19 protein-coding genes are annotated in these 19,233 nt (G+C 52.1%); 16 read left to right on the forward strand and 3 right to left on the reverse strand.

Annotation, left to right across the window (positions count from 1 at the left end):
• Positions 1-91: 91 nt before the first annotated feature.
• The 14 genes from ihfB to BFW87_RS20070 all read left to right on the forward strand — a co-directional run bounded on the left by ihfB (position 92) and on the right by BFW87_RS20070 (position 15,005).
• On the forward strand, positions 92-388 hold the full coding sequence (gene ihfB / locus BFW87_RS20005; RefSeq protein WP_003218804.1) for an integration host factor subunit beta: 297 nt from the start codon (positions 92-94) through the stop codon (positions 386-388).
• Positions 389-412: 24 nt separating this feature from the next.
• Positions 413-655, forward strand: a complete 243-nt coding sequence (locus BFW87_RS20010) for a lipopolysaccharide assembly protein LapA domain-containing protein (RefSeq protein ID WP_078741453.1) — start codon at positions 413-415, stop codon at positions 653-655.
• A gap of 672 nt (positions 656-1,327) precedes the next feature.
• Positions 1,328-2,512 (forward strand): oligosaccharide flippase family protein, encoded by a 1,185-nt coding sequence (locus tag BFW87_RS20015; RefSeq protein WP_176159788.1) that lies wholly within the window; start codon positions 1,328-1,330, stop codon positions 2,510-2,512.
• 97 nt (positions 2,513-2,609) lie between these two features.
• On the forward strand, positions 2,610-3,617 hold the full coding sequence (locus BFW87_RS20020; RefSeq protein WP_078741455.1) for a hemolytic protein HlpA: 1,008 nt from the start codon (positions 2,610-2,612) through the stop codon (positions 3,615-3,617).
• Between the two features lie 5 nt (positions 3,618-3,622).
• On the forward strand, positions 3,623-4,636 hold the full coding sequence (locus tag BFW87_RS20025) for an EpsG family protein (protein WP_078741456.1): 1,014 nt from the start codon (positions 3,623-3,625) through the stop codon (positions 4,634-4,636).
• Between the two features lie 83 nt (positions 4,637-4,719).
• Positions 4,720-5,931, forward strand: coding sequence for a glycosyltransferase (locus tag BFW87_RS20030; protein ID WP_078741457.1), 1,212 nt, complete (start codon positions 4,720-4,722; stop codon positions 5,929-5,931).
• Positions 5,924-6,958 (forward strand): polysaccharide biosynthesis protein, encoded by a 1,035-nt coding sequence (locus BFW87_RS20035; RefSeq protein WP_078741458.1) that lies wholly within the window; start codon positions 5,924-5,926, stop codon positions 6,956-6,958. Before BFW87_RS20030 ends, BFW87_RS20035 begins: the two co-directional genes overlap by 8 nt.
• 3 nt (positions 6,959-6,961) lie before the next feature.
• Complete coding sequence (gene wbjC, locus BFW87_RS20040) at positions 6,962-8,080, forward strand: UDP-2-acetamido-2,6-beta-L-arabino-hexul-4-ose reductase (protein ID WP_078741459.1); 1,119 nt, start codon at positions 6,962-6,964, stop codon at positions 8,078-8,080.
• Positions 8,081-8,102: 22 nt separating this feature from the next.
• Positions 8,103-9,233: a non-hydrolyzing UDP-N-acetylglucosamine 2-epimerase gene (gene wecB, locus BFW87_RS20045; protein ID WP_078741460.1), complete on the forward strand. Its 1,131-nt coding sequence runs from the start codon at positions 8,103-8,105 to the stop codon at positions 9,231-9,233.
• Between the two features lie 14 nt (positions 9,234-9,247).
• Positions 9,248-10,501 (forward strand): glycosyltransferase family 4 protein, encoded by a 1,254-nt coding sequence (locus tag BFW87_RS20050; protein ID WP_078741461.1) that lies wholly within the window; start codon positions 9,248-9,250, stop codon positions 10,499-10,501.
• Positions 10,501-11,463 carry a UDP-glucose 4-epimerase family protein gene (locus BFW87_RS20055; RefSeq protein ID WP_078741462.1) on the forward strand — a complete coding sequence of 321 codons (963 nt, stop codon included), beginning with the start codon at positions 10,501-10,503 and terminating at the stop codon, positions 11,461-11,463. Before BFW87_RS20050 ends, BFW87_RS20055 begins: the two co-directional genes overlap by 1 nt.
• Entirely contained in the window at positions 11,460-12,497 is a 1,038-nt protein-coding gene (locus BFW87_RS20060) for an MraY family glycosyltransferase (protein WP_078741463.1), read from the forward strand. The genes BFW87_RS20055 and BFW87_RS20060 overlap by 4 nt, the downstream gene beginning before the upstream one ends.
• A 69-nt stretch (positions 12,498-12,566) precedes the next feature.
• Positions 12,567-14,561, forward strand: a complete 1,995-nt coding sequence (locus BFW87_RS20065; RefSeq protein ID WP_078741584.1) for a polysaccharide biosynthesis protein — start codon at positions 12,567-12,569, stop codon at positions 14,559-14,561.
• A 111-nt stretch (positions 14,562-14,672) separates the two neighbouring features.
• A complete protein-coding gene (locus BFW87_RS20070) occupies positions 14,673-15,005 on the forward strand; it encodes a ComEA family DNA-binding protein (protein ID WP_078741464.1) in 333 nt (110 codons plus the stop codon).
• A 27-nt stretch (positions 15,006-15,032) separates the two neighbouring features.
• Here the strand turns inward: BFW87_RS20070 and BFW87_RS20075 are convergent, their stop codons facing one another.
• Complete coding sequence (locus BFW87_RS20075) at positions 15,033-15,611, reverse strand: TetR/AcrR family transcriptional regulator (RefSeq protein ID WP_078741465.1); 579 nt, start codon at positions 15,609-15,611, stop codon at positions 15,033-15,035.
• A gap of 133 nt (positions 15,612-15,744) precedes the next feature.
• Here BFW87_RS20075 and BFW87_RS20080 point away from each other — a divergent pair, with 133 nt between their 5' ends.
• Both BFW87_RS20080 and BFW87_RS20085 read left to right on the forward strand, forming a co-directional pair.
• Positions 15,745-16,389, forward strand: a complete 645-nt coding sequence (locus BFW87_RS20080; RefSeq protein ID WP_078741466.1) for a GntR family transcriptional regulator — start codon at positions 15,745-15,747, stop codon at positions 16,387-16,389.
• A gap of 14 nt (positions 16,390-16,403) precedes the next feature.
• On the forward strand, positions 16,404-17,252 hold the full coding sequence (locus BFW87_RS20085; RefSeq protein WP_078741467.1) for an urea carboxylase-associated family protein: 849 nt from the start codon (positions 16,404-16,406) through the stop codon (positions 17,250-17,252).
• A gap of 6 nt (positions 17,253-17,258) precedes the next feature.
• Here the strand turns inward: BFW87_RS20085 and BFW87_RS20090 are convergent, their stop codons facing one another.
• Both BFW87_RS20090 and eat read right to left on the reverse strand, forming a co-directional pair.
• Positions 17,259-17,426: a DUF2897 family protein gene (locus BFW87_RS20090; protein ID WP_008437727.1), complete on the reverse strand. Its 168-nt coding sequence runs from the start codon at positions 17,424-17,426 to the stop codon at positions 17,259-17,261.
• A gap of 111 nt (positions 17,427-17,537) precedes the next feature.
• On the reverse strand, positions 17,538-18,902 hold the full coding sequence (gene eat, locus BFW87_RS20095) for an ethanolamine permease (RefSeq protein WP_078741468.1): 1,365 nt from the start codon (positions 18,900-18,902) through the stop codon (positions 17,538-17,540).
• Positions 18,903-19,233 lie beyond the last annotated feature (331 nt).

A 19,233-nucleotide genomic window follows, 5' to 3' on the forward strand; every position in this document is an offset into this window, starting at 1 on the left:
ATAAGTTGATGCGCGGGCTGTTCAAATTCACCAAGTCATGCTAAAACCTTCGAAGCGCTTTTCCTAGCTGCTTGAAAAAGAAGGGAAAAATATGACGAAGTCGGAGTTGATCGAACGAATTGTCACCCATCAAGGGCTGCTCTCATCTAAGGATGTGGAGCTGGCTATCAAGACCATGCTTGAACAAATGTCCCAATGTCTGGCTACTGGGGATCGTATTGAGATCCGAGGGTTTGGCAGCTTTTCCCTGCATTATCGCGCGCCGCGTGTAGGCCGCAATCCGAAAACCGGCCAGTCCGTCAGCCTGGATGGCAAATTTGTGCCTCACTTTAAGCCGGGCAAGGAGTTACGAGACCGAGTGAACGAAGACGAGGAAGAGGGAGTCTGAGTTTTTTTGACGCGGGAGAAAGGTATGCGTGGGGTTAAGCGCGTTGTTCTAGTATTGGCGGTATTGTTTGTCGTGTTGGTAGTTGTGGGGTTTGTACTGGAAAATCAGCAGGGCGTTTCTCTGTCGTTCCTTGGGTGGGCTACCATGGAGCTTCCAGCTTCTGTCTTCATGGTGTTGTCTTTGGTTGTCGGCATGGCAATTGGTCCTGTGGTGGCCTTGCTGATAAGGCCCCGCGCCCGTAGTCGGTTGAAGCCGCCAGAGCGCTGATACCGGCATGTTGAGAGGCGGTGTGATCAACTTCAGACCCTCTGGGGTGGTCATATAGGCTGTTGAGTATCTTTATCTCCGTAACCTAAATTGCGCTTGAGACTGCTTGCGCCGTTTTAAATTTCTAATCTGGCCCAGGTTTTACCAGGGCTAACGGCTTTTTTGCAGCGTATGGGTAATGCCCTGCGGATGCCAAAGCTCATCTCCTTTGCATCATTAGTTCATGCATAGGTGTATATGCCAGTATTTTGGATGTGTGCGATCAGGGCTGCTTGCTCATGACGGCATGAGCGGCATCGTCCAAATTTCTATCCAAATACGATAATCCCTACCGGGTGGGTAAGCAATATTTGAGGACACAGCGCGTTTGTGCTGCGAATTTCAGCTTTTTCTGACAAAATGATTCGGTGACAAATACCGTCTAGCACCACGGCATGAGATGGCTGCTATAGAAAATCTGCACCAGATTGCCTTGGCGGAGTAGGTAATATTTTAGTTTTTTATTTTTCCGCAGGATGTTTCTTCGCTTGAAAATACGGTTTTTCTCAGCCGTAGCGTTGAGTTGAGTAATGGTTTGCAGGCAGTTTAACCCTTGTGAGGTGTTTGTTGAATTTCGCTGCAATTAAGATACTGCTCCAGCAAAATATGAAAGTAATAAGTAATTACTCTCATATGACCATTCTGCAAGTGATGAACTCGTTTTTTTATATTTTGATATACCCGTTTGTGATTAATACCGTGGGTGTAGATCACTATGGGCTTTTTGTTTTTGCGACAAGCATTGCCACTTATTTTATGGTGTTTATAAACTTTGGCTTTGATATGCATGCGGCGAAGCTGGTTTCGTTGAATCAGACTGATGGCCGGCTGCATGCTTCGTTGTTGTCATCTATTACTGCAGCGAAGATTTTGCTGGAAATATTGGCAGTCGTGGTGTTTGCGATTTTGATATTCAGTATAGATTTTTTAAGGAATAACAATTTTTTATTCCTGTTGTGCTTCGCCAACACGCTTTCGTGCTTATTTTTGCCGACTTGGTATTTCCATGGCGTGCAGAAAATGAAAGTACTGACGATGATTCAACTCTCATTCAAACTTCTGTCGCTGCCCGTCATTTATTTTGCCATAAAGGGCGAGGATGATATTACTATTTATGCTGCAATCGTTGTGTTTACCAATGTGTTGTCGTCGTTGGTGGCATTTATCGTGGCCGTAAAAATGAGTCAATTCTCTTTGAGGTTGCCGGAATTTTCCAGTTTGAAAGTACTGCTTAATGAGGTTCAGCCCTTTTTCTGGTCAACGGCGACCAATACGCTGAAGCAGAAGAGTGTTGAAATTATTATCGGTTCCTTTTTTGGTATGAAGGAGTTAGCCATTTATGACCTCGCCAACAAGATTTTTTCTGTGCCAAGTTTGTTGGCCTCCAACATCAATGCAGCGCTCTTTCCCATTATGGTGAAGAAAGCCCAAAAGAATGTAGTCACTAAAGTTATTAAAATTGAGTTCTTTGTAGGGCTGTTGTGTATTTTGTCGGTGGTTGTGGGCGGCTACTGGGTTGTGGATTTAGTCTCCGTACATGACATGCATGATGCCTACTATTTATCGATATTACTGAGTTTCAATATAATGACCTTTCTCATTGTGGGAAGTCATATATATTTTATCTATGTGCCGCACCAGCGCTATGATCTTGTGCTGCGAAACCAAGTGGTTTCCGTGGTTTCGTTTTATGCTTTTTGCTCGGCCTACCTGATGGTGAGCTGGAGTGTTTACTCTGTAGTGCTGGCGCTCATGAGCTCGGCGCTATTGGAGATTTTCTATAGTTACTCGTTGGTAAAAAAGGTCGAGGGGTATTAGACCTGACAAGGCGAATATGATTCGTTGTGCGATTGGCTGCCAAGGTGTATATGGCGAAGGGTTAAGTCCCGTTTGATGCTCGGAGTAAGCAGAGAAAATGAAACAGTTTAATGTGCCCGTCGTTTTGTTTTTGTTCAAGAGAATAGACAAGCCACTGGAGGTTATAAAACAAATCTCCAAAGTGGCACCGACCAGGCTCTATCTGCTTGCTGACGGTGGGCGTACTGACGAAGAGAAAGCACAGGCTGCGAAGTGCAGGGACGCTATCGAGAGCGCAATCACATGGGACTGTGAGGTTATCAAGAAGTACGAGGCTGAAAATATCGGCGTTTATGCCAATATTGCCGAAGGTGCAAAGTGGGTATTTGAACGCGAGAAGTTTGCCATTTTTCTAGAAGATGACAACTTGCCTGAGCTGTCATTTTTTACATTTTGTGAAGAGGTTCTGGATCGGTACCGTAATGACACGCGTGTACTTTGGATTTGCGGTACAAACTATTTGAAAGAGTACGATCCTCAAGACGGATCGAGTTATGTATTCACCAAAAATATGATGCCGTGCGGGTGGGCCTCCTGGGCCGACAAGTTTAATGCTTTCTATGATGGCGAACTCTCGCTTTGGCAGGATAAGTACATACAGGACAGAATCAAGGCGGAATACCTGTATAAAGGGCTGTACTATCAGGACAAATATAATGTCGAGTACGAACTTGATGCCAAGGCGGCGCGCGGCAAGTTTTACTCCTGGGACTATCAGATGAGTTTTTCAATGCGTGCGCATAATGTGTATGCCGTCGTTCCAAAATATAATCAGATAAAAAATATCGGTGTGGATAACGATTCCACTCACGGTGGGAACAGTTTGCAGGATGTGATGGTCGAAAGGTTTTGTGGCATCGAGACCAAAATGATGGAGTTTCCGTTGAAACACCCAAAGAGTGTCCTTTTGGACATGAAGTTTGAGGTGCTGGTCGCCAAGATAATATTGAATCCGGGCTTTTTTTCGCTGCGCTCAAGAGTGTCTCGATTTATCAGAGAGTTTTTGGGAATAAAGAAAACCCAAAGCATATTGGGTTTTCTAAAAAGCAAGCTCTCCAGAGGCTAACGCCAATGTACAAAAAGCGATCGCTGTCCATATTCTTTGCATTATTGGTATGCCTGATAATGTGGGGTTTGTATGGCTGGAATTCGTGGAATGGAGACAGGGACGGCTATGAGCTCTACTACCATACGCGCGATACGCTCTCCAGTTGGGGGGGGGAGTTTGGGTATGGTTATCTCAATATTATCGCCAGTCAGTCCGGTCTTTCATTCCAGGGATTTCAGATTCTGATGTCGCTGGCAACACTGCTGTTGTTGTTCAGGTATTTCACTAAACAAACCTTATCGCCATTTGCCTCAATTGTAATTTACCTGGTCTGCTTCTTTTCTCTTGACTTCGTGTTAATGAGGAATTTCTTTGCTTTTGCGATTTTTTTACAAGGAATAATATTGCTGTATGAGGGCAAGCGATATTGCAGGGTGAAGTATGTCGCTCTTATTTTGTTGGCGACGGCGATGCATCAGTCTTCGTTAATGTTTATGGTGTTTGTATTTATACCGCTTAACAGAGTGGTGCCATTAGGGCGGTTTTTGTTTGTTTACATATCTTTCATCGTGTTTTATTTGCTGGTCCGGTATGCGGTGCCGCTGCCGGAAAGTATTGCAAATCACTTTGACTTTTATAATACAACTTGGAAGAGTGTTACTGCGAATATAGTGACTCACTTGGTGTCGTTTGTGTTGTTCGCATTGGCGGTGATGGCTGAAAGAAAAAGCCTTCACAAATTGGACTGTTCTTCTGGGCGGGAAAAAGAACTCGCCTTTATTTTGAATATTAATATTTTTTCGTTATTCTTTCTTGTGCTTTATTTTGAGTCTGAAATATTTGTTCGGCTCTTGAGGGTCATCATATTCTTTAATCTTTTGCACTGTGTAAACTCCCTGTTTTTGAAGCGTCGTACTTACCTGTTCTTGCTGGCGTACATCTTCATCTTTGGTGGTTACTTGATTCTGTTTTTCCTGGTTCCGGTTGCTCAGGATACTTACATTTCCATGTTCAAGAATAATCTGCTTTTGAACTGAGGCGCGAGGTAGGGTAGTGTAAGCGGTGTTGGCAAGCGACGAGTTCTTCTCTCTTCGCTTTTGTTCAGACAGATGAGGTCGATGTGAATATTGTGTTCTTGGGTGGTGTTTTTACTGAGCGGGAGAAGGACCGAATCATTCAGAGGTCCAAGGGCGGCATGCAATACGCAGCCGACACGCTGCAGAAAAACTATATCGATGGTTTTTGCCAAAGTGAAAGTGTGCACGCGGTTTCGATCATCAATTTTCCATTTATAGGTGCCTACCCCAAGCGCTACAGTGAAGTGTTCTTCGAACCTCGGGAACGCACCGAGCCGATAGGGCGTGCGGTGGTCTATAACGTTGGCTTTCTGAATCTTTCTGTAGTGAAAAATGTTCATAAGGTTTTCCTTGCTATAAGAGAGATGCTTTCGCATCTTAAAAAAAGCAAGGGGGAGCCAAGTGTTTTAGTGTGCTATTCGATGCATCTACCTTTCCTGGTGGCGTGCCATATCGTCAAGCGCCTGAGAAAAGATGTTCACCTTTGTGTGATTGTCCCGGACTTGCCTGAATACATGAGCGTGAGAACTGGTGTCCTGAAATTTGTGTTCAGCATGCTTTCAAAAATTTCTTATTACGTGGTCAATAGGGCAGACAGTATTGTCGCGATCACCGAGCAAATGTTGAATGTGTTCAAGGGCGATGTAAAAAAAGTGGTCATCGAAGGGATTGCAGACGCGAAATATATTTCGTCTGGTGAGCCTGAGCAAAGAGCAAATTACTTTCTGTATACCGGAACACTGGATCGCCGTTATGGCATCAGAAATCTGCTCGACTCTTTTGTGTCCTCCGGCATCGATAACTATGAACTGCTGATATGTGGCGACGGTGATGACCGTCAATATGTTGAGGAGATGAGTGCAGCACACCCGCGAATCAGATTTTTAGGCCAACTCGATCGCAGCGAGGTGCTGAGCTTTCAGCGCAACGCCAAGCTGCTGATCAACCCTAGAAGTAACGAGTCGGCATTCACGAAGTATTCATTCCCTTCGAAGGTGATTGAATACATGTCCTCAGGCACGCCCGTTCTGATGTATGCGCTAGACGGCATCCCTGATGAGTACTACGCGTTTTGCTTTGTGGTCCCGGCGGGTGATAATGGGCTGAGTGCAGCGCTGTCGCAGATGTCGACGCTTTCTGATGAAGCATTTGCGGAAAAGGGGCGCTCTGCAAAGAAATTTATCGTAGAAAACAAAATGCCTGGCATACAGGTGAGCAAATTGCTAGAAAAAATTAAAGGAGAAAGTTATGTTTGAAGGTAAAAAGTTGCTCATTACCGGTGGTACCGGATCTTTTGGCAATGCAGTTCTTAAGCGCTTTCTCGACACCGATATTGCTGAAATCCGGATTTTCAGCCGCGATGAAAAAAAGCAGGATGACATGCGTAAACGTTACGCAAACTCCAAGCTGAAATTTTACATTGGTGATGTTCGAGACTATCAAAGTGTCCTGAATGCCACCCGTGGCGTTGACTATATTTTCCACGCGGCGGCATTGAAACAGGTGCCATCGTGCGAGTTTCACCCGCTGGAAGCTGTCAAAACCAACGTTCTGGGTACGGAAAACCTGCTTGAGGCCGCGATCCAGAACGAGGTCAAGCGCGTTGTATGCCTGAGCACGGACAAGGCTGTATACCCTATCAACGCCATGGGCATTTCCAAGGCCATGATGGAAAAGGTCATGGTTGCGAAGTCTCGCAATGTCGATGACACCAAGACTGTAATTTGCGGCACGCGCTACGGTAATGTCATGGCATCCCGTGGTTCGGTAATTCCTTTGTTCATTGAGCAGATTCGTGCTGGTTTGCCGTTGACGCTGACCGACCCCAACATGACGCGCTTCATGATGACCCTCGCCGATGCGGTGGACTTGGTTCTTTACGCGTTTGAACATGGCAACAATGGCGATATGTTCGTGCAAAAGGCACCCGCTGCCACTGTGGAAGTGTTGGCCAAGGCATTGACCGCAATGGTGGGTAAGCCAGATCACGAGATCCAGGTAATTGGTACTCGTCATGGCGAGAAGCTGTATGAAGCCCTGTTGAGTCGTGAAGAAATGGCCTGCGCTGAAGACCGTGGCGAATACTTCCGTGTGCCGCCTGATTTGCGCGACCTGAACTACGCCAAGTTCGTTGAGCAAGGTGAGACCAAAATATCCCGGACCGAGGACTACAACTCTCATAACACCGAACGTCTTGACGTTGAGGGTATGAAAAAGCTGTTGCTGAAACTGGATTTCATGCGTGCGATTCAGCGCGGCGAGCACGCAACAGCTGAGGAATAAGCAATGAAGGTTCTGATTACGGGTGCCAACGGTTTTGTCGGCCAGAATCTCATCTCGCACCTGGCGGAGCGTGATGATATTGAAGTCTTGCGGTTCACTCGCGACGACGCTTTGTCGAGCCTGCCTGGTTTGGTGGAGCAGGTGGATTTTGTTTTCCATCTTGCAGGTGTTAACCGGCCTGTTGATCCCCAGGAGTTCAATACGGGTAACACGGACCTGACCGGAGCGCTTTGCGAGGCTGTCATTAATAGCGGCCGACAAGTACCCGTACTGTATACATCCTCCAGCCAGGCTGAGTTGGATAATCCTTACGGCAAGAGCAAACGCGGCGCTGAAGAATTGCTGCTGAGCATGGCGGCAAGCTCGGGCTCCCCTGCCTACATATTTCGCTTGCCAAACGTTTTCGGCAAGTGGGCACGGCCTAACTACAACTCTGCCGTGGCGACGTTTTGCAATAACATTGCCCGCGATATTCCAGTCAAGGTCAATGACCCAAGTGCATTGATTAACCTGGTCTATATCGACGATGTGGTTGCACGGTTTATTGCCGTGATGGAAGGCAAGGTCGATACCCAGCCTTTCGTAACTGTCGAAACCCAATACAGCATCAGTGTGGGTGGTTTGGTCGAGCAACTGACCGCGTTTCGCGACAGCCGCGCGACGATGATCACTGAACGTGTGGGCACAGGCCTGGTTCGGGCGTTGTACTCGACTTACCTGAGCTATCTGCCGCCGGAAAACTTCACCTACAAGGTTCCCAAGTATGAGGATCCGCGCGGGACGTTTGTGGAGATGCTCAAGACTCCCGATGCCGGCCAGTTCTCGTTCTTCACCGCGCATCCCGGGATTACACGTGGCGGGCATTACCACCACTCCAAAACCGAGAAGTTCCTTGTTATCAAAGGCACGGCGTGTTTCAGATTTCGGCATATCGTCTCGGGTGAGTTTTATGAATTGTTCACCACGGGTGATACACCTGAAATCGTCGAGACGGTTCCTGGATGGACCCATGATGTGACCAATTCCGGCACTGATGAGCTAATCGTTATGCTCTGGGCGAATGAGATTTTTGACCGTGCACATCCGGACACTTACTCAATGCCTGTGGGAACCGAAGCCTAAACACACTCTCGAGCATACAGTTATGAAAAAAATGAAAGTTGTTACCGTCGTCGGTACTCGCCCCGAGATCATTCGTTTGTCGCGTGTCATTGATGCGCTTGACAGGCATTGCGATCACGTCCTCGTGCACACCGGTCAAAACTACGACTATGAGCTGAACGAGATCTTCTTCCAGGATTTGGGCATTCGTAAGCCTGATCACTTTTTGAATGCCGCGGGTGCGAGCGGTGCCGAGACTATCGGCAACGTGATCATCGCGGTGGATCGAGTGTTGGCCGAAGTCAGCCCCGAGGCGTTACTGGTACTGGGTGACACTAACAGCTGCATGGCTGTCATCCCTGCGAAACGCCGCAAGATTCCGACCTTCCATATGGAAGCTGGTAACCGTTGCTTTGACATGAGGGTTCCGGAGGAAATCAACCGTCGTATCGTTGACCATACGGCTGACATCAATCTGACCTACAGCACCATTGCCCGTGATTACTTGTTGCGTGAAGGCCTGTCTCCGGACATGGTCATCAAGACGGGTAGCCCAATGTTTGAAGTGCTGACTCATTACCGCGAAGGTATCGACTCGTCGGATGTGCTCGAACGCCTCGGTCTTGAGGACGGCAAGTTTTTCGTTGTCAGCGCTCACCGCGAAGAAAACATTGATTCGGACAAGAACTTCCTGAAACTGGTGGACGTGCTTAATACCGTTGCGGCGCACTATAACTTCCCGGTGATCGTGTCGACTCACCCGCGTACGCAAAAGCGCGTAGATGCAATGGGTGTTGTTTTCCACGAAAACGTCAAGTTGCTCAAACCGCTGGGTTTCAAAGACTACAACAAGCTGCAGTTGAAGGCGAAAGCTGTTCTTTCTGACAGTGGCACCATTAACGAAGAGTCGTCCATATTGAACTTCCCTGCCTTGAATATTCGTGAAGCCCACGAACGTCCAGAGGGTATGGAGGAGGCGGCTGTCATGATGGTTGGCCTGGAAGTTAATCGGGTGCTACAAGCGTTGAACCTGCTGGAAGGGCAAGGCACCGGGGATGTCCGGACGTTGCGACAGGTTGCCGATTACAGTATGCCGAACGTATCCGAGAAAGTAGCTCGAATCATTCATAGCTACACGGATTATGTAAATCGGATAGTCTGGAAACGGTACTGATTGAGCCCATGTCAATGCCTGAGCGAAAACTTGAAATTTTGGTTGTTACGCAGTATTTCTGGCCCGAAAATATGCGTATCAATGATCTTGTTCGTGATTTTTCCGAAAAGGGTCATTCCGTTACGGTATTGACAGGGCTCCCTAATTATCCGGAAGGCAGCATTTATACTGAGTACCGAGCCGACCCGCAGAAGTTTGCGCAATACGCCGGTGCAAAAGTAGTGCGGGTGCCTCTGCTCGCACGTGGGAAGCGTAGTTTGCAGTTGATGCTGAACTACGCTTCATTTTTTATGTCGGCCTCGGTTTTGGCGCCCTGGAAGTTGCGTGGCCAACGGTTCGATGCCGTATTCGTCTATGCCGTTTCACCTATCATGGCTGCCATTCCCGCGTTGCTGCTTGGTCGTATTAAAAAAGCCCCGGTATTTATTTGGGTACTGGACTTGTGGCCTGAAACGCTTCGCGCGGTAGGTGCTGTGAGTAACCCCAAGTTACTTGGGGCGGTTGGACGAATGGTATCCTGGATATATAACCGCGCAGATTATTTGCTGCTTCAGTCTCATGGGTTTATCGAGAATGTGAAGGGTTACTGTACCCAGCACATTGCCCCTGAACGCCTGGTTTATTTCCCAAGTTGGGCCGAAGATGATTTTTCCAGCCCAGTGCAACCAACCTCCCCGCTGCTTGAGCGGGATGATTCGGTGTTCACGGTGGTCTTTGCCGGTAACTTGGGAGAGGCTCAGGATTTTCCTGCAATTATTGACGCTGCTCATTCACTGGCCGAGTCGACCCCTGTTCGTTGGGTCATTGTCGGAGACGGTCGGATGAGTGAGTGGCTGGCGAGTGAAGTCAGCACTCGCCAAATGGATAATGTCGTTCTATTGGGACGCCATCCATTGGAAGAGATGCCAGGCTTGTTCGCCTGTGCGGATGCCTTACTGGTTTCCCTCAGGACCAATGATGTCTTCGAGAAGACCATCCCTGGGAAAGTTCAGGCCTATCTGGCCTCGGGCAAGCCCATTCTGGGCATGATTAACGGTGAAGCCGCTCGTGTCATTGAAGCGTCCGGGGCCGGATTGTGTTGCCCATCGGGTGATGCGAGTGCCTTGGCGGATATTACGTCGAAACTGGCGGCTTTTGATGTTGAGCAGCGAAGGAAAATGGGCGAATCCGGTCGGCAGTATTATTTGGAAAACTATTCCAAACCAACGTTGTTGGCTCGCCTGGAAACGCTGTTTCGCGAAGCCACTTTACGCAAGGAAAAGCATTAATGTCACAATCTGTTTTTTTGACAGGTGCCAGCGGTTTTGTGGGGCGCGCGGTCTTGCGCCGTCTATTGGCGGAGGGCGCCAACGTAACAGCGCCTGTTCGCGATGGCAGCAAGGTGTTGGAGCCCGGGGTGCAGACTGTGCAATTTGGCGCTTTTGACAGCACCAATTGGCTGGAAAACCTGGCAGGTGTGGATGCGGTTGTGCATTGCGCAGCGCGTGTTCATGTCATGAATGATGCCGAAACCGACCCGTTGGCGGCCTTTCGCAAAGTCAATGTGCAGGGCACTTTGAATCTCGCGGAGCAGGCTGCGCAAGCCGGTGTTCGACGTTTCGTCTTCATCAGCTCCATCAAGGTCAATGGCGAAGGCACTCAGCCTGGCAGGCCCTATACGGCGCAAGACGTCCCGGCGCCGAGTGACCCTTATGGCATTTCAAAGCTGGAAGCGGAGCAGGGGTTGTTGGCTCTTGCCGCGCGAACCCGTATGGAAGTCGTGATCATTCGTCCGGTGCTGGTCTATGGGCCGGGAGTAAAAGCCAACTTCTTTAATATGATGCGTTGGCTGGAGAAAGGTGTGCCGCTGCCTTTTGGCGCGATTAATAACAGCCGCAGCCTCGTCGCCCTGGATAACCTAGTGGACCTCATCATCCGCTCGATTGATCACCCGGGCGCCGCAAACCAGGTGTTTCTGGTCAGCGATGGCGAGGATCTATCCACCACTCAACTGTTACGCAAGACGGCTGTGGCGCTGGGCAAGTCCGCTCGCCTGCTGCCTGTTCCCGGCTGGATGCTCAGTACTGCTGCGAACCTCCTGGGTAAAAAGTCGTTGTCTCAACGGCTATGTGGCTCGTTGCAGGTCGATATCAACAAGACCACGACATTATTGCAATGGTCGCCTCCCGTTTCAGTGGACAACGCACTTAAATCCGTCGCAGCGCAGTATATGAGTGATAAGAAACAATGACATATTGGTGGTTTATTGTAGTTATCGCTTTGTTGTCGTGGGTATTGACCGGGGCTTTGCGACGCTACGCTCTGGCGCACAGCATCATCGATATTCCCATCGCCCGCAGCTCCCACTCCGTCCCTACGCCCAGGGGGGGAGGTGTCGCCATCGTGGTGTCGTTTCTCTTGGCGCTGCTTGGGCTGGGGTTGGCCCAGCTTGTATCGTTTCCTGCGTTGCTCGCCGTAGGCGGAGCAGGAGCGTTGATCGCCGTCATCGGCTTTATGGATGATCACGGGCATATTGCTGCCCGCCGACGCCTGTTAGGGCACTTCGCCGCGTCTGCCTGGGCGTTGTATTGGCTGGGCGGTTTGCCCGAGATAACGGTATTCGGCCTGGCGATAAACCTGGGGTGGGTGGGCTGTGTGCTGGCTGCGTTCTACCTGGTCTGGATGCTCAACTTATATAACTTCATGGACGGCATTGACGGTATCGCCAGTGTTGAAGCCATCTGCGCATGCCTGGGTATGTGTCTGTTGTATGGGCTCAGTGGTCATGCTGACCTGATTTTACTGCCGCTGATGTTGGTCATGGCCGTTGCCGGATTTCTGTTCTGGAATTTCCCGCCGGCGCGAATATTCATGGGCGATGCCGGCAGTGGTTTTCTGGGGATTGTGCTGGGTGTGTTTTCCATCCAGGCCGCTTGGGCGTCTTCGCAGTTGATGTGGGCGTGGTTGATTCTGTTAGGGGTGTTCATTGTAGATGCGACGTTCACCCTGGCCCGCCGCTTGGTACGTGGAGACAAAGTGTATGAAGCCCATCGCAGCCACGCCTACCAATTTGCTTCACGGCGCTTTGGAAGGCATTTGCCGGTGACGCTGGCGGTTGCCGGGTTGAACCTATTCTGGCTGCTTCCTGTCGCAACAACTGTGGTCTGGTTTGGGCTGGACGGCGCATTGGGCACTGTTATTGCCTACGTGCCTCTGGTTGTACTCGCAGTCAAGTATCATGCAGGCGAACTGGAAAAATCTGGCACGACGGCGGAAGATGTCTGACGATTTAAAACGTCAAATATGATTGTTGGTTATTAACGAAAGGAACTGCCTGAGGTGGATGAAGGGATTATGGAACGGTTACGAGCCTTCCTGGTGGGGTTGCCACGCCGTAAAAAACGCCTGATTCAAGTGGCTACCGATGTTGTGGTGGTCTGGGCTGCTCTGTGGCTGGCATTTGTCGTTCGGCTCGGCGTTGACGAGATGGTCAACCCCCTTCGGGCCCATCTGTGGTTGTTCATCGTCGCTCCGGTTGTTGCTATCCCTTTATTCATACGCTTTGGCATGTACCGGGCGGTGATGCGTTACTTCGGCAATGATGCGCTTGTTGCGATTATCAAGGCGGTCAGTTTGTCGTCGCTGATTCTCGGCGTCGTCGTTTACTGGTACAGCAATCACCAGAACGTGGTTCCCCGCTCCATCGTGTTCAACTATTGGTGGTTGAGCCTGATTATGGTGGGTGGGCTGCGCCTTGCCATGCGTCAGTACTTCCTGGGCGACTGGTTCGCCGCCTCCCAGCACGTGCCTTTCACCAGCCGCGATGACGGCCTGCCGCGCGTGGCGATTTACGGCGCCGGAGCCGCGGGCAATCAACTGGTCGCCGCGCTGCGCATGGGCCGGGTGATGCGCCCTGTGGCCTTCATTGACGACGATGCCAGCATTGCCGACCGAGTGATTTCAGGCCTGCAGGTCTACAAGCCCAAGCACATCCAACGCATGATTGACGCCACCGGCGCCCAGGAAATACTGCTCGCGATCCCTTCTTCCAACCGTGGGCGCCGTCGTGAAATCCTCGGGTTCCTCGAAGGTTTTCCATTGCACGTGCGCAGCGTTCCGGGCTTTATGGATTTGGCCAGCGGCAGGGTCAAGGTGGATGACATCCAGGAAGTCGACATCGCAGACTTGTTGGGACGTGATGCGGTACCGGCGCAGGCCGAGCTGCTGGAGCACTGCATCAAGGGGCAAAACGTCCTGGTGACTGGTGCGGGCGGTTCGATCGGTTCGGAACTCTGCCGGCAGATCCTGGTTTTGCGCCCCACCACGCTGCTGCTGCTGGAGCACAGCGAGTTCAACCTCTACAGCATCCTTTCGGAGCTGGAGCAGCGAGTGATCCGTGAGTCGCTGCCGGTCAAGTTGCTGCCTATTCTGGGGTCGGTGCGCAATCAGTCCAAGCTGTTGGACGTGATGAAGACCTGGCATGTGGACACTGTCTACCATGCCGCGGCCTATAAGCATGTGCCGATGGTCGAGCACAATATCGCCGAAGGCGTCTTGAACAATGTCATCGGTACCTTGAACACGGCGCAGGCCGCGTTGCAGGCGGGTGTGTCGAACTTTGTACTGATCTCCACCGACAAGGCCGTTCGCCCGACCAATGTGATGGGCAGTACCAAACGCCTGGCCGAATTGACACTGCAAGCGCTCAGCCGTGAACTGGCGCCGGTATTGTTCGGTGACAAATCAAACGTCTCGCGGGTCAATAAAACCCGTTTCACCATGGTGCGGTTCGGCAATGTGCTGGGCTCTTCGGGTTCGGTGATTCCGCTGTTCCATAAGCAGATCAAATCGGGTGGGCCGCTGACGGTGACTCACCCCAAGATCACTCGTTATTTCATGACCATTCCCGAAGCCGCGCAACTGGTTATTCAGGCAGGCTCCATGGGGCTCGGCGGGGACGTGTTCGTATTGGACATGGGCGAGCCGGTCAAAATCGTCGAGTTGGCGGAGAAAATGATCCACTTGTCCGGCTTGAGCGTTCGCTCTGACAAGAACCCGCATGGCGATATTGCCATCGAATTTTCCGGCCTGCGCCCGGGCGAAAAGCTTTACGAAGAGTTGCTGATCGGTGACAACGTGGTGGCTACCCAGCACCCGATGATTATGAGTGCCAATGAAGATCACCTGGCTTGGGATGTGCTCAAAAGCAAGCTGACCGAACTGCTGGCGGCGGTGGAGGGGGATGACTACACCCGCGTCCGCCAACTGCTGCGCGAGACGGTCAGCGGGTACGCGCCGGATGGTGAGATCGTCGATTGGATCTACCAGCAGCGACGTTTGGAGCCGTGATTTAACACACTGTTACTCATGGGTTTTTGACTATCTTCAAACATCACCTAAGTTAGAAAAGCAGCTTTTGGAAAGCTGCTTTTCTTCTTCCGATGTCATGGAGCGTCACCAATGCAAAACACTTACATCTCTTCCCTGATCTTTGCTTTTCTCACCAGTATCTCTGTAGCCACTCACGCCGCCCCGTCCGCTAAACCGGAAGCCCCTGCGCCTGTTACTGCGCAGATGGTCAAAGTCGAGCAATCCGCCAAGGTCAATCTCAACGCCGCCGATGCCGAGACCCTTCGTCGTGACCTGTTCGGTATCGGCGCCGCGAAAGCAAAGGCGATCATCGCCTATCGCGACAGCAACGGCCCATTCACTGCGGTGGATGAGTTACTGGAGGTTAAGGGTATCGGCAAGGCGTTACTGGAGAAGAATCGCGACAGGTTGGCGATCAACTAAGGAACTGAGTGCAGGGCGGAAGGCCGATCATTGATCGGCCTTCTCTTCGTCCGAAACCTGGTCTTTCAATGTCCCGCGCACGACTTCCAGAATGCGTGCTGCCAATTTCGGGTTTTCAACGCTTCTTGCCAATACCAGTGCGCCCACCAGGGTCGACATCAACACCAGGCTTTTTTCATCAGCATTTTCGCTGCCCAAGGCCGCCTCAACCTGCTTCAACCGAGCCTCAAGCACTGCATCCGTCGTCGAACTGTGCTGACCTCTCAGCCCCAGTTCGGAGGACATGGTCGGTAACGGGCAGCCCTGATCGGGTGAGGTCAGGTGCCATTCAGACAGGTAGCTGTCAATGAAAGCATCCAGTGGTCGCGCTTGGCTGAACAGTGTTTCACAGTGTGCATCCAGTTCCGCAGCAGCGGCCTGGAGAGCCTTTTCCACCAGTTCGTCCTTTGATTTGAAGTGCGCGTAGAAACCGCCATGTGTAAGGTTCAATGCTTTCATCAACGGCTGCAGGCCGGTGGCGCCAATACCATCGCGGCGAAAGCGTACAGAAGCTTCCTTGATGATGCGCTGGTGGGTCTGAGCTTTGTGTTGTTGTGAGTAACGCATGGTAATGCCTCGATGACGTGGCGGCATTTTAGCGGAGTTGCGTCTTTTTACCCATCGGAGTAATGACTGAGAGCCTTGGCATGGAAAGTGATTACATTTACTTCAGTGATTGTTCAACAATCGGGAGGTGATCATGACCCTTGGTTTGTCGTTGGCTGACCAGATTGCCCTGGAACTGCGTGCCGACATCATTGGCGGGCGGCTTTTGCCCGGCATGGCATTGATCGAAGTGGACCTGGTGAAGGCCTATAACGCCTCGCGCAATACCATTCGCGAAGCGTTGCATCGCCTTGGGCAAGAGGGGCTGACACGCTATGTACGCAATAAGGGCGTGATGGTCCGGCGATTGGAGCGTGAAGAGGTGCGCGATTTGTTTGTCGTGCGTCGTACTCTTGAACTGCAGGCCATCGCACACAGCAGCGCTTTGACGGAACAGCAGGCCGAGCGCATGCAAAACGCCATTGAGGCCACGACGCTGGCCCGGGAACGTGAAGACTGGCGGGCAGTGGCGACTCACAGTTTGCTGTTCCACCAACTGATTGTCGGGTTGATGCACAGCCCGTTGTTCGATGAGTTTTTCGCTCAGGTCATTGCGCAACTGCGCCTGGTGTTTTGTGCTGCACCTGACGAGCAGCGATTCCAGTCGCCCTGGCTTGAGCGCGACCGCGAGATTTACTCACTGCTGGAAAAAGGCAACCGGCTCGCGGCGCAAGAGGCGATGAGCCAGTACCTGCACGATTCGGAACGCCTTTCGCTCGCGCTGTTTGACTACCCTTAACGGAGGATCGCCTTATGTATAAAGATTACCCAGCCGCTTACCAAGTCAGCAAAGGTTCGGCGTTGCAGGTCGATACGGCGTTCTATGAGCGTATTCGTGATCGGGCTGACAAGCGCACGCTGATCGAGCAGTTTGAAGTGCCGATTCGCACGGGCAAGGCATGGAAAGTTCCGGCCGGGCACGTGTTTCGTGTGACGACGCCAGTGGGCCCGCAAGTAGGCGACTTTAACGTATGGAACGCCAATGACCCTCGCGAACGCCTTTGGGCCGCGCGTACGCGCCAGTTGCAAGGCGCCCACGTCAGCACCCATGACCGGCTGTGGTCGAACCTGCCGTTTCTACGGCCTTTAGTCACGATCACCGATGACAGCCTGGCAAGTTACGGTATCGATGAACACGGCGGCCGGCTGCACGATTTGCTCGGCACTCGCTGCGACCCCTATGTGAATCGCATGCTGACAGGGGAGGATTTTCACCATCATTGCCACTCGAACCTGACCCGCGCTGTGCTGCCTCACGGCCTGACTGAATTCGATGTGCATGACGTGTTGAACATCTTTCAGTGCACGGGCCTCAATCACGACGACATGTACTTCATGAAAGCCTGCCCGGCGCAGAAGGGTGACTACCTGGAGTTTTTTGCCGAGATTGATTTGCTCTGTGCATTGTCCACCTGCCCGGGCGGGGACTTGTCACTGCCGATGTGGGGGCCGGAGGCACAGGACCCGCTGACGGTATGTCGCCCGCTGGGTGTCGAGATCTATCAGCTGGAAGATGAGTTGCTCGAAGGCTGGAGCCAGCCTGAGCGTGCTGCCTATAAAGGGCAGCACGGTTTGCATATTGCCAAGGCGGCATGGGAGTAGACCCGCCTAGCGATCCTGCGCGTCCTTGGCATCCGCCTGGGCGTTTCGTTCGGCCACGCGTTTGCGTTGTTCGTCGGTGAGTTCCACCTTGTTGGCGCTGTCACGCAGCATCAGCAGCCCACCGACGATCGACCCGATCGCTACCACCAAAATCAACCACGCATACCACGGCATAAGGCTCTCCTTGAGGCAGGTCGCCGTGGGAGAATTTTCCCACGGTAATAACTGCTTTGAGTTATAGGCTTTCACAGTAGTTCAGTGTAGGCCTGTTCCGCCTCGTTAACCTCACAGCCCGGTCAGCATCGCATCTGCTGGTGCATCGGCACGGTCTTGCGCGGTCAGCTGGAAGTAGATGAACCCCGCCACCATAAAGCCCAGGAAGATCAGACCGATCAGCGCGTTGAACCAGGCCATGGCGACCAGGCACACAACCGCCAACACCAGCGCAATGCCCGGCACGATCGGGTAGCCCGGGGCGCGGAAGGTGCGCTCCAGCAGCGGCTCGGTCTTACGCAGTTTGAACAGGCTGAGCATGCTCATGATGTACATGACGATGGCTCCGAACACCGCCATGGTGATCATCGCCGCGGTCAGGGTCATGCCGCCCAGGTTGATCAATCCGTCACTGTAGATTGCAGCAATGCCCACGACTCCACCGGCGATAATCGCCCGGTGCGGTGTCTGAAAGCGCGACAGTTTGGCGAGGAAGGAGGGCAGGTAACCGGCGCGGGCCAGCGCGAAAAACTGGCGCGAATAGCCAAGGATGATGCCGTGGAAGCTTGCCACCAGGCCAAACAGGCCGATCCACACCAGCATGTGCAGCCAGCCGGAGCTGTCGCCCACTACGGTTTTCATGGCTTGCGGCAGCGGGTCGTTGATGTTCGACAAGGTGCGCCAATCGCCCACACCGCCCGCAAAGAACATCACGCCCATGGCCAGTACCACCAGGGTCAGAATGCCGCTGATGTAGGCTTTTGGAATAGTGCGCTTGGGATCTTTCGCTTCTTCAGCCGCCATGGCCGCACCCTCAATGGCGAGGAAGAACCAAATGGCGAATGGGATGGCGGCAAACATCCCTGCAATCGCTGGCGCGCCAAACGTGTCGGAACCGGCCCAGCCATTGAGTGCAAAGTTGCTGAAGCTGAACGCAGGGGCAACTACGCCCATGAACACCAGCAATTCGGCGACCGCGAGCACGCAGACCACCAGTTCGAACGTGGCCGCCAGTTTCACACCGAGAATGTTCAGGCCCATAAACACGATGTACGCGCCGACCGCTGCGTGTTTCGGATCGAGCGCGGGAAACTGCACATTCAGATAGGCGCCAATCGCCAAGGCAATCGCTGGCGGGGCGAAGACGAATTCAATCAACGTTGCCAGCCCGGCGATCAAGCCACCTTTCTCTCCAAAGGCCCGACGGCTGTAGGCAAACGGCCCGCCAGCATGTGGAATCGCGGTAGTCAGCTCGGTGAAACTGAAGATAAAGCAGGTGTACATTGCCGCGACCATCAACGAGGTCACCAGGAAGCCCAACGTACCGGCGACGCCCCAGCCGTAGCTCCAGCCAAAGTATTCGCCGGAAATGACCAGCCCGACGGCAATACCCCACAGGTGCAAGGTGCCCAAAGTAGGTTTGAGTTGTGTGTTCATCGTGTTGCTCTCCCTGAACCGGTTGGAATGATTCAAGGTGTTGCAGCGGCCATGCCAGCCTGAGAATCATTGTCGTAAAGCCGCGCAACTGTCGCGTGCGGAATGGTTTTGCGTTTGAATTTTTGCAGCGGTGCACCAGTAAAGGGCGGTGCTGACTCAGCCGTCGCTATCGCGGGCAAGCCCGGCTCCCACAGTTGATTGAGGTCAGCCCAGACACCTCAGTCAAGTGTGGGCGCCGGGCTTGCCCGCGATGAGGCCCTTCCAGCCAGCATAAATCCCCCTGTAAACCCCGCATAAACCCACTCTTTACGCCGTCTTTACGCCCCGCGTG

The organism is Pseudomonas fluorescens (assembly GCF_002022275.1).
Lineage (GTDB): Bacteria > Pseudomonadota > Gammaproteobacteria > Pseudomonadales > Pseudomonadaceae > Aquipseudomonas > Aquipseudomonas fluorescens_AJ.